This is a genomic window from Acidimicrobiales bacterium (assembly GCA_034521975.1).
Classification (GTDB): domain Bacteria; phylum Actinomycetota; class Acidimicrobiia; order Acidimicrobiales; family SKKL01; genus SKKL01.
In genome coordinates, this window is the sequence record JAXHLR010000002.1 from 335,001 (window position 1) to 349,933 (window position 14,933).

The 14,933-nt window shown below is 68.9% G+C and carries 13 protein-coding genes and 2 rRNA genes (1 of these 15 only partly in view); 14 read left to right on the plus strand and 1 reads right to left on the minus strand.

Annotated elements, in window-relative coordinates; genetic code table 11:
* The 8 genes from U5K29_01790 to U5K29_01825 form a co-directional block, all read left to right on the plus strand.
* Positions 1 to 747: ribosomal RNA gene (locus U5K29_01790) — 23S ribosomal RNA — on the plus strand; it begins 2,320 nt to the left of the window's first position.
* A 90-nt stretch (positions 748 to 837) separates the two neighbouring features.
* A 5S ribosomal RNA gene (gene rrf / locus U5K29_01795) occupies positions 838 to 954 on the plus strand.
* Between the two features lie 406 nt (positions 955 to 1,360).
* The gene (locus tag U5K29_01800; GenBank protein ID MDZ7677266.1) at positions 1,361 to 2,059 is read left to right on the plus strand and encodes a CDC27 family protein; all 699 of its coding nucleotides are present in this window, start codon (positions 1,361 to 1,363) and stop codon (positions 2,057 to 2,059) included.
* A gap of 36 nt (positions 2,060 to 2,095) precedes the next feature.
* Positions 2,096 to 3,079: an MDR family oxidoreductase gene (locus tag U5K29_01805; protein MDZ7677267.1), complete on the plus strand. Its 984-nt coding sequence runs from the start codon at positions 2,096 to 2,098 to the stop codon at positions 3,077 to 3,079.
* Between the two features lie 126 nt (positions 3,080 to 3,205).
* The gene (locus U5K29_01810) at positions 3,206 to 3,595 is read left to right on the plus strand and encodes a hypothetical protein (protein ID MDZ7677268.1); all 390 of its coding nucleotides are present in this window, start codon (positions 3,206 to 3,208) and stop codon (positions 3,593 to 3,595) included.
* A gap of 95 nt (positions 3,596 to 3,690) precedes the next feature.
* Positions 3,691 to 4,578 (plus strand): fructose bisphosphate aldolase, encoded by an 888-nt coding sequence (locus U5K29_01815; protein ID MDZ7677269.1) that lies wholly within the window; start codon positions 3,691 to 3,693, stop codon positions 4,576 to 4,578.
* Positions 4,579 to 4,859: 281 nt separating this feature from the next.
* Positions 4,860 to 6,728: a 2-oxoacid:acceptor oxidoreductase subunit alpha gene (locus tag U5K29_01820; GenBank protein ID MDZ7677270.1), complete on the plus strand. Its 1,869-nt coding sequence runs from the start codon at positions 4,860 to 4,862 to the stop codon at positions 6,726 to 6,728.
* Positions 6,721 to 7,737 (plus strand): 2-oxoacid:ferredoxin oxidoreductase subunit beta, encoded by a 1,017-nt coding sequence (locus tag U5K29_01825; GenBank protein MDZ7677271.1) that lies wholly within the window; start codon positions 6,721 to 6,723, stop codon positions 7,735 to 7,737. The genes U5K29_01820 and U5K29_01825 overlap by 8 nt, the downstream gene beginning before the upstream one ends.
* 28 nt (positions 7,738 to 7,765) lie before the next feature.
* On the opposite strand, the gene U5K29_01830 is transcribed toward U5K29_01825, so the two are convergent.
* Entirely contained in the window at positions 7,766 to 8,968 is a 1,203-nt protein-coding gene (locus U5K29_01830; GenBank protein MDZ7677272.1) for a DUF1015 domain-containing protein, read from the minus strand.
* A gap of 62 nt (positions 8,969 to 9,030) precedes the next feature.
* On the opposite strand from U5K29_01830, the gene U5K29_01835 reads away from it, so the two are divergent.
* The 6 genes from U5K29_01835 to steA are packed head-to-tail and all read left to right on the plus strand — an operon-like array spanning position 9,031 to position 14,929.
* Positions 9,031 to 9,804, plus strand: coding sequence for an HAD-IIA family hydrolase (locus tag U5K29_01835; protein ID MDZ7677273.1), 774 nt, complete (start codon positions 9,031 to 9,033; stop codon positions 9,802 to 9,804).
* 58 nt (positions 9,805 to 9,862) lie between these two features.
* Complete coding sequence (locus U5K29_01840) at positions 9,863 to 10,426, plus strand: hypothetical protein (GenBank protein MDZ7677274.1); 564 nt, start codon at positions 9,863 to 9,865, stop codon at positions 10,424 to 10,426.
* A 2-nt stretch (positions 10,427 to 10,428) separates the two neighbouring features.
* Positions 10,429 to 11,265: a TlyA family RNA methyltransferase gene (locus tag U5K29_01845; protein ID MDZ7677275.1), complete on the plus strand. Its 837-nt coding sequence runs from the start codon at positions 10,429 to 10,431 to the stop codon at positions 11,263 to 11,265.
* Positions 11,258 to 12,106: an NAD(+)/NADH kinase gene (locus U5K29_01850; GenBank protein ID MDZ7677276.1), complete on the plus strand. Its 849-nt coding sequence runs from the start codon at positions 11,258 to 11,260 to the stop codon at positions 12,104 to 12,106. The genes U5K29_01845 and U5K29_01850 overlap by 8 nt, the downstream gene beginning before the upstream one ends.
* 55 nt (positions 12,107 to 12,161) lie before the next feature.
* Positions 12,162 to 13,766: a DNA repair protein RecN gene (gene recN, locus U5K29_01855; GenBank protein MDZ7677277.1), complete on the plus strand. Its 1,605-nt coding sequence runs from the start codon at positions 12,162 to 12,164 to the stop codon at positions 13,764 to 13,766.
* A complete protein-coding gene (gene steA, locus U5K29_01860; GenBank protein ID MDZ7677278.1) occupies positions 13,763 to 14,929 on the plus strand; it encodes a putative cytokinetic ring protein SteA in 1,167 nt (388 codons plus the stop codon). The genes recN and steA overlap by 4 nt, the downstream gene beginning before the upstream one ends.
* The last annotated feature ends 4 nt before the right edge of the window (positions 14,930 to 14,933 follow it).

A 14,933-nucleotide genomic window follows, 5' to 3' on the forward strand; every position in this document is an offset into this window, starting at 1 on the left:
CGTGGAGCCATCCTTGAAATACCACCCTGCGTATGACGGAGCTCTAACCTAGACCCGTGATCCGGGTTGGGGACAGCGTCAGGTGGGTAGTTTGACTGGGGCGGTCGCCTCCCAAAAGGTAACGGAGGCGCTCAAAGGTTCCCTCAGCCTGGTTGGCAATCAGGCGTCGAGTGCAATGGCACAAGGGAGCTTGACTGCGAGACATACAGGTCAAGCAGGTGCGAAAGCAGGACATAGTGATCCGACGGTCGCGTGTGGAAGCGCCGTCGCAAACGGATAAAAGGTACCCCGGGGATAACAGGCTTATCTTCCCCAAGAGTCCATATCGACGGGAAGGTTTGGCACCTCGATGTCGGCTCATCGCATCCTGGGGCTGAAGCAGGTCCCAAGGGTTGGGCTGTTCGCCCATTAAAGCGGTACGCGAGCTGGGTTTAGAACGTCGTGAGACAGTTCGGTCCCTATCCTCTGCAGCCGGAGGGAACTTGAGAAAGGCTGTCCCTAGTACGAGAGGACCGGGACGGACGCAGCTCTCGTGTGCCAGTTGTCCTGCCAAGGGCACGGCTGGTTAGCGACCTGCGGAAAGGATAAGCGCTGAAAGCATCTAAGCGCGAAGCCTGTTTCAAGATGAGGTTCCCCACCGGGTCAACCGGGTAAGGCCCGTGGCAGACCACCACGTTGATAGGCCGGAAGTGTACGCACGGCAACGTGTTCAGCTGACCGGTACTAATCGGCCGAGGGCTTGGATTCTCCTCACATCGTGGGGGTCCAGGGATGTTCGTGCTCGCTATGGAGTTCTCGAGGGCAGGCTGCGCGTGCTGCGCCGCCCTTGACAGAGGTTTCGGTGGCCATAGCGGTGGGGTCACACCCGTTCCCATTCCGAACACGGAAGTTAAGCCCACCAGCGCCGATGGTACTTGGGGAGAGATCCCCTGGGAGAGTAGGACGCCGCCGGATTTCTCACGAGAACGGGCCCCTTCGGGGGCCCGTTCGTCGTTTTCGGGCCGGGTCTGATGTCCGGTACGATGCGGAGATGGCATCACCGCCCCGTCCCTCGGAGCCGTCGCGTCCGGGCCGGGGCTCGCGACCGCCAAGTCGCGCCAAGCCCTCTGCCGGCAAGGGTCGCCCACCGCGATCGGGTTCGCCCCCGTCGGGGCGTGGGCCGAAGGACCCGGCACGCACGAATCCGGCGCGTGAGCCAGGCGGCCAGGACCGCGACCGGGGCCCTCGCGAGTGGGGCAGCCTGGCTCGCAAGGGGGCACGCCGGCTCGACGACGACCCGCGTGGTGCGGGGACTGCGGGGCCCGATCAACGCCGCGGTCCGGCCAACGCAGCGCCCGACACCTGGATCGACGAAGGTCCGGTGCGCGACGCTGCTGCGGGCGCGGTGCGCCGGGGTGCGAAGCCGTCCGAGCACCGGCGCTCGGACGCAGCCTCGCGGATCGACCTCGATGATGCCGGTGTCGGGCGCGCGGTCGGCCCCAAGGAGGTCGCGCGCATGGAGAGCCGGCTGCGCGACGCGGCGCGAGCGTTCGAACGGGAGCGGTACCAGGAGGCCCGCAAGCTGCTCGTCCCACTGGCCGACCGCATGCCGGCGAACGCTGCAGTCCGGGAGTTGCTGGGACTGACCCACTACCGGACCGGACGTTGGAAGCAGGCGGTTGCCGAGCTCGAGACCTTCCGCGAGCTCACCGGCTCGACCGAGCAGCATCCCGTGCTCGCCGACTGCTACCGGGCGTTGCGCCGCTGGCATGAGGTCGACGAGCTGTGGGAGGAGCTGCGAGAGGTCTCTCCGAGCGCCGAACTGGTGACCGAGGGGCGCATCGTCGTGGCCGGATCGCTGGCCGACCGGAGCCGTCTCTCCGAGGCCATCGCCTTGCTCGAGAAGGGCTTCAGGTTCCCGAAGAACCCCCTCGGCCACCACCTGCGTCGGGCCTATGCCCTGGCCGACCTCCGAGAGCGCGCCGGCGATCTGCCCCAAGCCCGCTCGCTGTTCGAACGGGTGGCGGCCGCCGATCCCGAGTTCGGCGATGTCGCGGGCCGGGTCGATTCGCTTCGCTGAGCCCACAGACCGAACCCGAGGAAGGGAGCAGCGCAGGTGTTCCGTGCCATCTATCTGGAGCGGTCGGGGGACCGCGTGACATCGTCGCTACGACACCTCGACGATCGCGACCTGCCCGAGGGCGAGGTGACGATCACCGTCGAGTACTCGACGGTGAACTACAAGGACGGACTGGCCTACCAGGGAGCGCCCGGCGTGGTGAGCGCCTATCCGATCGTGCCCGGCGTGGACCTCGCCGGGGTGGTGGCCGAGAGCACCGATCCTCGCTACCGACCCGGTGACCGGGTCGTGGTGAACGGATGGCGGATGGGCGAGCGGTACTGGGGTGGCCACAGTGAACGGGCCCGGGTGCGAGGCGAGTGGGTGGTGCCGCTGCCCGACGCTCTCGACACCCGGACCGCGATGTCGATCGGCACCGCCGGGCTGACATCGATGCTGTGCGTCCTCGCCCTCGAGCGCCAGGGACTCAGACCCGAGGCCGGGCCGGTGGTGGTCACCGGGGCCTCTGGCGGCGTGGGCAGCGTGGCGGTCAGCCTGCTCGCCACCGCCGGCTACGAGGTGGCAGCGGTCACCGGCCGCCCGGAGGAGGCCGCCTACCTGAAGAACCTGGGCGCGGTGGAGATCGTCGATCGCCACGAGCTGGGCGAGCCACCTCGGCCGCTCGAATCCCAGCGCTGGGCCGGTGGGGTCGACGCGGTGGGAGGGGTGACCCTGGCCAACGTGTTGGCCCGGATCAGCTATGGCGGAGTGGTCGCGGCCTGTGGGTTGGCCGGGGGCATCGACCTATCCACCACGGTGGCGCCGTTCATCCTGCGGGCGGTCACCCTGGCGGGCGTCGAGTCGGTCGAGACCCCCTACGAGCGGCGAGTCGCCGCGTGGGACCGTCTGGCATCGGACATCGACCGTGACCAGCTCGCCTCGATGACCAGCGAAGTGACCCTTGCCGATGTCCCGGGGGTGTGCGCTGAGATCCTCGAGGGCCGTGTGCGCGGCCGGGTCGTGGTCGACGTCGCTGCCTGAGGGCACCGGCCGCCGTTCCTGCGAGGTCGTTGTCACTGGGCGCGAGTACGCTCGTCCCGTGACTTCCCCTTGGCTCAGCGCCCGTGTGGGCGACGGTGCCGGCCCTGGCCGGCTCAGGAGGAAGACATGGCTGCATCCAGCGAGTGCACACCGGACCTGAACCTGGTCGTCCTGCACGGCCACCTGTCCAGCGAACCGAGGTCCCGTACCCTCCCATCGGGCGACGAGGTGTGGACCTACGAGGTGACCACCCGTACCGGTAGCGGACCCGCCGAGAGCGTTGCCGTGGTGCCCGGTCGCGCTCGACCCCCGCGCGCGCTGTCCGCGGGCGACGAGGTGCTGGTGGTGGGCCGGGTCCGGCGACGCTTCTTCCGGGCCGGAGGCGGCACCGCCAGCCGGACCGAGGTCGTGGCCGATCGGATCACCTCGGGTGCGCGCCAGAGCTCGGTCACCGCGGGCCTCGACCGGTCGTACCGGGTGATCGCCGACCACGTGGCGGCGCTGGGCGCTGTCTGATCACCCTGCCGCGACCGCCTACGCTGAAGTGGCGGGCACCGCGCCACGGCGCCCAGGTATCGCACGCCACACCACCCCCGCACAGGATGGAAGCCATGGACCAGGCGCAGTTCGACAAGGTGAAGAGCGGACGCGGGTTCATCGCCGCCCTCGACCAGAGTGGTGGTTCGAGCCCCAAGGCGTTGGCGCTCTATGGCATCGAGCCCGACACCTACTCCGGTGACGACGAGATGTTCGACCTCATCCACCAGATGCGCTCACGCATCATCACCAGCCCGGCCTTCGGTGGTGACCGAGTGGTGGGGGCGATCCTCTTCGAGGACACCATGGACCGTGAGATCGACGGCCGCGAGGCGTCGCAGTACCTGTGGTCGGTGAAGGGGGTCGTGCCCTTCCTGAAGGTCGACAAGGGCCTGGCCGAGGAAACCGACGGGGTGCAGCTCATGAAGTCCATCCCCGGGCTGTCCGAGCTCCTCGAGCGGGCAGGGGCCAAGGGGGTCTTCGGCACCAAGATGCGGTCGGTCGTCAACCGGGCCGACCCGGGTGGTGTCGACGCCATCGCCGATCAGCAGTTCGAGATCGGGCGCCAGATCCTCGACGCGGGCTTGATACCCATCCTGGAACCCGAGATCGACATCCACAGCCCCGACAAGGCCGCGGCCGAGGCGCTCCTGCGCGACGCGATCCTCGCCCGATTGGGTTCGCTCGACGCCCAGCAATCGGTGATGTTGAAGCTCACGCTCCCCGAGTCCGACGACTTCTACCGCGATCTGGTCGAGCACCCCAACGTCTTGAAGGTCGTCGCGCTCTCGGGTGGCTACTCGCGCGACGACGCCAACGCCCGTCTCGCCCGCAACCACGGGGTCATCGCCAGCTTCTCCCGCGCCCTCACCGAGGGACTGACCGCCCAGCAGAGCGACGACGAGTTCAACGCCGTGCTCGACCGCTCGATCGCCAGCATCTACGAGGCGTCGATCACCTGATCGGCGTCAGCGCCCGGTCGGCGGTCGAACCGCTCTGGACGCGGAGCGACTGATCGCCTAGAAACTTGGGTGCAGCGCGCCGGGGAACCTCATCTGGGGGGTTGGGGTCATCCCCGAGGCAGCGACGCAGGACAGGGGGCCGGGCCGGTGGCTCGGCCCCCTGCCGCGTCCGAGGTCGGGTCGCTCGACCCATCGCTGAGGGTCTTCTGGCCTTGTCGGGACCACTGCTCAGTTGGATAGGGTGGCCGCGTGGATCAGGTCTACAGATCGAAGGAACGCACGTGACAGACACGGCCCCGCGGGAGCCCGAGACGCTCGACCGCCTCGTCATCCGATTCGCCGGCGACTCCGGCGACGGCATGCAGTTGACCGGCGATCGCTTCACCAGCGCCAGCGCGCTGTTCGGCAACGATCTGGCCACCTTGCCCGAGTTCCCCGCCGAGATCCGTGCCCCTGCAGGCACCCTCGCCGGCGTCTCGGCGTTCCAGGTGCACATCTCCGACCACGAGATCACCACCCCCGGCGATGCTCCCAACGTGTTGGTGGCGATGAACCCCGCCGCGCTCAAGGCCGAGCTCAACCGTCTCGAGGACGGAGGCACGGTGATCGTCAACGTCGACACCTTCGACGAGCGCAACCTCGCGAAGGCGGGCTATTCCGAGAACCCGCTCACCGACGGTTCCCTGAAGGGCTACTCGGTCTATGAGGTCCCGATGACCTCGCTGACCAAGGAGGCGGTCGTCCCCGCCGGGGTCAAGCCCCGCGACGCCGACCGCTCGAAGAACTTCTTCGCGCTGGGTCTGGTCACGTGGATGTACACCCGGCCCATCGACACCACCCTCGACTGGATCGAGGAGAAGTTCGGCAAGAACCCCACGGTCCACGAGGCCAACGTGCTGGCGTTCAAGGCCGGGCACGCCTTCGGCGAGACCGCAGAGCTGTTCGACCACCGCTACCAGGTCGAGCCGGCGCCGCAGCAGCCCGGCACCTACACCAACATCAACGGCAACACCGCCCTGTCGTGGGGACTGATCGCGGCCGGCCAGCTCGCCGAGCTTCCCCTGTTCCTCGGGTCCTATCCCATCACCCCGGCCTCGGACATCCTCCACGAGCTGTCGAAGCAGAAGAACTTCGGCGTGCGCACCCTGCAGGCCGAGGACGAGATCGCCGGCATCGGATCCGCCCTCGGGGCGTCCTTCGGTGGCCACATCGGCATCACCACCACCAGCGGACCCGGTGTGGCGCTCAAGTCCGAGACGATGGGGCTCGCGGTGAGCCTCGAGCTGCCACTGGTGATCATCGACATCCAGCGCGGTGGCCCCTCGACCGGACTTCCCACCAAGACCGAGGCCGCCGACCTCCTGCTGGCCATGTACGGGCGCCACGGCGAGTCGCCGCTTCCCATCGTGGCCGCTTCCACGCCCTCGGACTGTTTCGAGACCGCCATCGAGGCCGTGCGCATCGCACTGCAGTACCGCACACCGGTGATCCTGCTCTCCGACGGCTACCTGGCCAACGGAACCGAGCCCTGGCGGCTCCCCGATGTCGCGTCGTTCCCCAAGATCGACGTCGAGTTCGCCACCGAGGCGAACCACACCTCGCCCGACGGCGAACCCGAGTACTGGCCATACCTCCGCGACCCCGACACCCTCGCCCGGTCGTGGGCCACCCCCGGCACCGAGGGGTTGATGCACCGCATCGGCGGGATCGAGAAGCAGGACGGTTCGGGCAACATCTCCTATGACCCCGCCAACCACGGACGGATGGTGGCGCTGCGGGCGAGCAAGGTGGCCAAGATCGCCGACACGATCGCACCGGTGGAGGTCGCCGGCGACGCCGATGCCGAGGTGCTGGTGCTCGGGTGGGGCTCGACCTGGGGCGCCATCACCACCGCGGTCCAACGAGCACGTGGCGACGGCAACAAGGTCGCCCAGGTCCATCTCCGTCATCTCAACCCGTTCCCACCGAACCTGGGTGAGGTGCTCAGCCGCTACCGCAGGGTGCTGGTCCCCGAGATGAACCTCGGCCAGCTGTCGCGGATGGTGCGGGCCGAGTTCCTCGTCGACGCCCGATCCGTGAACAAGGTGGAGGGCACGCCCTTCACCGCCGCCGAACTGCATGCTGCCATCACTGGAGCCCTCGATGACTGATCTCGCCCCCACGACCCGCAAGGACTGGCAGTCCGACCAGGAGGTCCGGTGGTGCCCAGGTTGTGGGGACTACTCCATCCTCACCGCGGTGCAGATGCTCATGCCCGACCTCGACGTGCGTCGCGAGGACACCGTGTTCATCTCCGGGATCGGCTGCGCCGCCAGGTTCCCGTACTACATGAACACCTACGGGATGCACTCCATCCACGGTCGTGCCCCTGCGATCGCCACCGGACTCGCGCTGTCTCGACCCGACCTCGACGTGTGGGTCATCGGCGGCGATGGCGACCTGCTCTCCATCGGTGGCAACCACCTGATCCATGCCCTGCGCCGCAACGTCGATCTCACCATCTTGTTGTTCAACAACCAGATCTACGGGCTGACCAAGGGCCAGTACTCACCCACCAGCGAGGTGGGCAAGGTCACCAAGTCCACGCCGTTCGGTTCGCTCGACCAGCCCTTCAACCCGATCTCGTTGGCATTGGGGGCCCAGGCCAGCTTCGTGGCCCGCACCCATGACATGGACCGCAAGCACATGCAGGAGACGTTTCGGCGGGCTCACGAGCACAAGGGCGCTGCGGTGGTCGAGATCTACCAGAACTGCAACGTCTTCAACGACGGTGCCTTCGGCGACATCACCAGCAAGGCCAACCGCGAGTCGATGCTGATCCCCCTCGAGCACGGCCAGCCCGTTCGGTTCGGCCCGGAGGGGTCGAGCGGTGTGGTGATCGACCGCAGCGGCCAGGCCAAGATCGTCGATGTGGCCGATGTCGACGAGTCCGAGATCGTGGTGCACGACGAGAAGGCGCCCACCTCGGCGTTGGCGTTCATGCTCGCCCAGATCTCGAGCAGCCCCCACGAACCGACACCGGTCGGGGTCTTCCGGTCGGTCGATCGTCCGGAGTACTCCGAGGAGATGGACAAGCAGCTCGCCCACGCCCAGGAGCAGCGGGGTCCCGGCGATCTGGCCGAGCTCCTGCGCTCCGGAGCGACCTGGGAGGTCGGCTGAGGCCGCCGGTCCGGGTCCTCGTCGCTCGTTAGCGGTCGAGGACCCGGAACACCACACCCGTTCGGGGTTTGGGGTGGAAGAAGGTCGTCTTGGGCGGCATGCGCTCGCCGCCGTCGGCGGTGGCGGCGATCTGGTCGACCGTGACCGGTCTGACCAGCACACCCGCCTGCGCGGTGCGATCCTCGACCGCTCGCACCACGTGGTCGATCCCGTGTTGGTAGGAGAGCTCGACGTCACCGACACCGGCCAGCGCGGCGTCGAGTCGCACCGTGTCGAGGTCGCGGACGTGATCGAATGCTCCCGGTCGTGGGTGCAGCGCCCGGAGCCGTCCCGGCTCGACCAGCACCAGGTGGCCGTGCTCGATCATCTGGTCGAGCAAGGTCGGCGTCGCTTCGAGATCGTCGCCGACCTCGAACCAGTCGGTCAGCCGTTCGGCGAGGCCATCGACGGTGTCGAGCCCGTTGATGAGGCGGTGGATGGGCAGAACGTCGAGCTCGTCGGCGACGAGCTCGACGATGAGGAACATGGCCGTCTCGGCGTCACCGGCCGACCCGTCGGGTGAGGCCGCTCGGCGCTCGTCGCGGTACTGCAGCGAGGTCTCGTAGCGGTGGTGTCCATCGGCGATGACGACCGGGTTGGCCTGCACCGCGGCGCTGATCGCCGCCATCTGGTCGGGATCGCGGATGACCCACATGGTGTGGTCGATGCCGTCGTCGTCGGACCAGCTGTCGGCGTCAGGTTCCGGCTCGCCGATGGCGGCGGTGAGCCCGGCGGAGGGCGAGAGGCCCCAGATGGCAGACAGGTTGGCCTCGCTGGCCCGGAGCAGATCGAGGCGATCGCTCTTGGCCTTGGGGGTGGTGTGCTCGTGGGGAAGAAGGTGGCCCTCACCGGGACTCGACAGCTCGAGCGCGCCGAACACTCCCGTGCTGCGATGGGTCCTCCCCGAGGCGTCGACGAACGACATGCGGTAGCCGTAGAAGGCCGGAGCGGTCTCTCGGACCAGCACACCGGAGGCGAGCCACTCGTCCAGCCGTGCCCTCGCGGCCTGGTAGCGGTCGAGCTCGCCGGTCTCGGCGGGGAGGTCGATGTGAACGGCGTTGGCCGGATCGCGGGCGGCCAGACCTGCTCGCTCGGCGTCGTCGATGACGTCGTAGGGAGGGGAGGTGACAGCGGTGAGGTCGAGGCGGTTGGTGTCGTAGCGGGCAGCCGGGAACGGCGAGAAACGAGGCATCCGAACATCCTGGCAGAACCGGGGGGCCTCGGTGCCAGGTGCCGATCTGCCACGATGGCCACGTGGGCTGGGCGATCGACCTCGACGGGGTGATGTGGCTGGGCGACGAACCCATCGCCGGTTCGGCCACGGCCATCGGATGGCTGCGCGAGGCAGGCATCGCGGTCCTCTTCGTCACCAACAACTCGTCGGCTCCGGTCACAGAGGTCGAAGAGAAGCTGGCGGCCATGGGTGTCGAAGCGCCAGGGTCGGTCGTCACCTCGGCCATGGCCGGGGCGACGTTGGTGCGCCCCGGCGAGCGGGCCTTCGTCTGTGCCGGCCCCGGGGTGGCCGAGGCGCTACACGATCGAGGTGTCGTGGTGGTCGACGATCCGGCCGCGCCCGGAGCCACCGACGTCGATGCCGTGGTGGTCGGCTTCACCCGCGCGTTCGACTTCGATCGGCTGAGCGCAGCGACCCTTGCCGTGCGCAACGGGGCCCGTCTGATCGGTACCAACGACGACGCGACCTACCCCACCCCCGATGGTCAGCTGCCCGGTGGGGGAGCGATCCTCGCCGCGGTGGTGACCGCCAGCGGGGTGCAGCCGGTGGTGGCGGGCAAGCCCCACGATCCGATGGTCGAGCTGGTCCGACGGCGCCTCGGCGCCGACGGGACGATGGTCGGCGATCGCCCCGAGACCGATGGACGCTTCGCCGTCGCACTGGGTTACCGGTTCGGTCTGGTCCACACGGGGGTGACCGGGTCCGAGGTCCAACGGATCGATCCGGTCCCGGAGCTGGTGGGGGCCGACCTCGCGGCGCTGGTCGAGCGAGCGCTCGGTGAGGCAAGGGTGTGACCGACGACCGGGGTGCTAACTCTTGCAAGCATTTGCTCACTGGCGTTACTATCGAGCCATGACCACGAACGACACCACCCCCATCGCCAAGGCCCAGACGGCCGCGCAGGATCTGCTCAACCGCACCCAGGACGCGACCCGCCAGTTCATCGAGACCCTCACCGAATCGACCGAACGGCTCTCCACCGAGGTCACGAGCAATGCCAGGAACGCTGCCGAGCAGGCCGACGAGGCCCGTGAGCGTGTCACCGGCGAGCTTCGCTCCAAGGCCGAACCCACCGCCGAGCAGGTGACGGGGGCGGTCAACGAGCTGATCTCGTGGGCTCGCCGCAACAGCGATCGCCTCATCGCCGACCTCGACGAGTTCCGGTCCGAGCTCGGTGTCCGTTTGGCGCCGGTCACCGTCGTCACCAAGGCCGACTTGGCCGAGCTCGAAGCCCGCGTGTCTGAGACCGAGGCGAAGTTGGCCAAGGCTCTGAAGGCGACCTCGTCCAAGTCTGGCGCCGGCACCAAGGCTGCCTCGTCCGAGTCTGGCGCCGGCACCAAGGCGACCTCGTCCAAGTCGGGCGCCGGCACCAAGGCTGCCAGCAGCGGCGCCGGCACCAAGGCCACCGGGGCCTGATCATCGCCACCAGCCGTCGACGCCTCGACGTCGAGCTGGTCCGGCGGGGCCTGAGCCCCAGCCGAGAACAGGCTCAGGCCGACATCCGGTCTGGGCGGGTGACCGTCGGTGGCGCGATCGCCGACAAGGCGGCCCGGTTGGTCGCGCCCGGCGAGTCGCTCAACATCGCGGGGCCCGGTCCACGCTTCGTCAGTCGTGGTGGCGACAAGCTGGCCGCCGCGCTCGAACGCTTCAACATCGACCCGACCGGCCGGCGCGCCATCGACTGCGGCGCCTCCACGGGGGGATTCACCGACGTCCTGCTCCAGCACGGTGCCAGCCAGGTCGTCGCCGTCGACGTCGGCCGAGGGCAGCTGCACGAACACCTGCGCGACGACGATCGGGTGCAGTCCCACGAGCGGACGTCGCTGCGCGGCCTCGATCCAGAGGCCGTGGGCGGTCCGGCGGAGCTGGTCGTGGCCGACTTGTCGTTCATCTCCCTGAGGACCGTCGTCGCCGACCTGCTGGCGTTGTGCCTGCCCGGGGCCGACGTGGTGGTCCTCGTGAAGCCACAGTTCGAAGCCGGACGTCAGGAGGCCTCCAGGGGACGGGGAGTGATCAGCGACCCCGACATCTGGTTGCGGGTCCTCGGTGAGGTGCGTGACGCGATCAACGCTGGTGGAGCGGCCATCATGGGGGCCATGGTCTCCCCACTCACCGGAGCCGATGGCAACGTCGAGTTCCTCCTGCACCTCCGCGCTCCCGAGCCGATGGTCACCTCGTCGCCTGCCGAGACGATCGACGGCTGGTTGCGCGACGCGGTGCGGGCGGCGGTCGAGTTGCGGGGCGCGCATGGCTGAGGTGGGCCTGGTGCTGCACCAGCATCGGCCGATGGTGAAGGCGGTAGCTGCCGGGGCGATCGACTGGTTGGGCGCTCACGGCCACTCCACGCGCGTCACGACCACCGACGCGCCGGCGGTCGCCGGCGTCGGCGTCGACGACCACGAGTTCGCCGAAGGACTCGATCTGGTGCTCAGCCTCGGAGGCGACGGCACGATGCTGCGCTCGGTCCGTCTGGTCGCGTCCCACGACGTCGACGTGCTCGGCGTCAACGTGGGCCGCCTCGGCTACCTCACCGAGATCGAACCGGCCGAGCTCGAGACCGCGCTCGAACGGTACTTCGCCGGCGATCACACCATCGAGACCCGGATGCTGCTGTCGGTGACCGCCACCATCGCCGGCCACGGTGGCACCGTCGAACACGCGCTCAACGAGGCGGTGCTCGAGCGGATCGCGCCCGGCCACACGGTGCGGCTGGCCGTGACCATCGACGATGAGTACTTCAGCGCCTACATCGCCGACGGCCTCATCGTCGCCACGCCCACCGGGTCCACGGCCTACGCGATGTCGGCTCGAGGGCCGATCATCGACCCCGGGCACCGGGCGTTGCTGCTCACCCCCGTGTCGCCCCACATGCTCTTCGACCGCAGCCTGGTCCTCGAACCCGAGACCGAGCTCGTCGTCGCCGTTGCCGATCATCGTCCCGCGGCGCTGACCATCGACGGCCAGCCGGCTGGGCAGCTCGACGAGGGCGACTCGATAACCTGTCGCGCATCGAGGCATTCGGCACGGTTGGTCACCTTCGGACCGCGCGAGTTCCACCGGATCCTCAAGAACAAGTTCGGATTGAACGATCGATGATCTCGGCCCACGCGGACGGGGGCGGTCATCAGCCGGTCGAGCGAGAGGTGTGGCGGTGCTGATCGAGCTGGCAGTACGAAACCTGGGCGTGATCGAGGAGAGTCGACTCCTGTTCGGGCGAGGCATGACCGCGCTCACCGGCGAGACCGGAGCCGGCAAGACCCTCATCGTCGATGCGATCGAGCTGTTGGTGGGCGCTCGCGCCGACTCGACCCTGGTGCGTCCCGGTGCCGACGAAGCCGTCATCGAAGGCCGCTTCGCGCCGGGAGACCCCGACGAATCCGACGGATCCGAGGTCGTCCTGGCTCGCGCCGTGCCACGGAACGGCCGTTCTCGTGCCTATGTCGACGGTCGGTTGGCCACCGTGGCCGAACTGGCCGACTGGGGGCGGCGTCTGATCGATCTCCACGGACAGCACGCGCACCAGTCGCTGCTGTCCACCGCGGTGCAGCGCGAGGTTCTCGACCGTTTCGGGGCGATCGACCTCGACGACCTACGCCGCGCTCGGCGCCACCTGGTCGAGCTCGACGCCGAGCTCGCCGCGCTCGGAGGCGACGAACGGGCCAGAGCCCGCGAGATCGATCTCTACCGCTTCCAGGTCGACGAGCTCGATGCCGCCCACCTCGAGGACCCCGGCGAAGACCATGCGCTCGACGCCGAGGAAGACCTGCTGGCCGACGCCGTCGCTCACCAGGAGGCAGCGGCCGCGGCGGTCGCCGCGCTGGCCGAGGACGCAGGCGCCCTCGATTCGGTGGCGGTGGCGCTGTCTGTGTTGGCCGGTCGGGGCCCCTTCACCGACCACGAGCAACGCCTGCGAAGCATCAGTGCCGAGCTCAGCGAACTGGTGGCCGACGTGCGCACCACCGGCGAGTCGATCGACCCTGACCCCGAACGTCTCGATGCGGTCCGATCGCGCCGCCAGTTGCTTCGCGAGCTGCGACGCAAGTACGGCGACACCCTCGCCGAGGTCATCGACTACGCCACCACGGCCAGGGGCCGGCTCGCCGAGCTCGAAGGTCACGATGCCACCGCCGCGCGCCTCGACAGCGAGCGCACTGAGGCCCTGCAGGCCCTGACCGATGCCGAGACCGCGATCGGAGCCGCTCGACGGGCTGCGGCACCGGGGTTGGCCATGGCGATCACCACCCGCCTGGCCGATCTCGCCATGGACAAGGCCCAGGTCGAGGTGTCGGTGGGATCGGTCGATCCCGGCGACGACGTCGAGCTCTATCTCGCCGCCAACCCCGGCTCGCCCGCGCTGCCCCTGGCCAAGACCGCGTCGGGCGGTGAGTTGGCGAGGACGATGCTGGCGATCCGGCTGGTGCTCACCGCTGGACCCCCGACGCTGGTCTTCGACGAGGTCGATGCGGGCATCGGCGGCGAGGCGGCGGTCGCGGTGGGACGGGCGCTGGCCGAGGTCGCGGGCGACCATCAGGTGCTGGTGGTGACCCACCTCCCGCAGGTGGCGGCCCACGCCGACCACCAGGTGGCCATCACCAAGCACGACCAGGACGACACCACGGTTTCGCAGACGTCCACCCTCGACCGCGACGACCGGGTGGTCGAGCTGTCGCGGATGCTGTCGGGCACCCTCGACAGCTCCACCGCGCGGCGCCACGCGGCGGAGCTGCTCGACCAAGCCCGACGAGCCCGGCCGTGAGCACGCCTCGGGCCATGGGGGCCCGCCGCCGCCGGTCACATCCCATCGCTCCCGCACCGACGGTCGGAAGCGCCAGGGTCGGACGTCGCACCAAGGACCTGATCCAGCGGATCCATCCGGGCGACATCGCCGTCATCGATCACGAGGATCTCGACCCGGTCGCCGCAGGGTCACTGGTGTCGGCCGGCGTGGGAGCGGTCGTCAACGCAGCCTCGTCGGTCTCAGGGCGCTACCCGAACCGTGGGCCGCTGCTGCTGACCGATGCGGGGATCCCCCTGGTCGACAACGTGGGGGCCGGGCTGCTCGACGAGATCACCGATGGCGAGGAGATCGCCGTCGTCGGCGCCGAGGTCCAGGTCGACGGCCGGCTGATCGGGCGCGGCGTTCGCCAGACCACCTCCACCCTCGACGTGGCGATCGCCGATGCGCGCGACAGCATGGGACTCGAGCTGGCCCGGTTTGCCGAGAACACGCTTGGCTACCTGCAGCGCGAACAGCATCTGCTGCTCGACGACCTCGAGCTCCCTGCGCTTCGTACCCCTCTGGCCGGGCGCCAGGCGCTCATCGTGGTCAGGGGCAGTGACTACCGCGACGACCTCCAGATGCTGCGACGCAGCGGGTACATGACCGAGATGCACCCGGTGCTCATCGGTGTCGACGGCGGTGCCGATGCCCTGCTCGAGATGGGCCTCAAACCCGACATGATCGTCGGCGACTTCGACTCGGTGTCCGAGCGGGCGCTGCTCAGCGGGGCGGAGCTGGTGGTCCATGGCTACCGCGACGGCCACGCGCCGGGAGCGGCGCGCCTCGACGAGCTCGGCCTGCCCTATGTGGTCGTCGCCCTCGAGGGCACGAGCGAGGACATCGCCATGCTGCTCGCCTACGAGAAGGGGACCGAGCTGATCGTCGCGGTGGGGACCCACAGCTCCATGGCGGACTTCCTCGACAAGGGCCGAGCGGGCATGGCCTCCACCTTCCTGGTGCGCATGAAGGTCGGGCCGATGCTGGTCGACGCCAAGGGTGTGAGCCGGCTCTACCGGCAGAGTGTCCGCAAGCGCGACCTCGCGTTGCTGGTGCTGGCCGCCATCTTCACCCTCACCGTGATCTTCGTCGTCAGCGAGCCACTGCGCGTGGTGCTCCGCGGCTACCTCTTGACGTTCTAGGAGC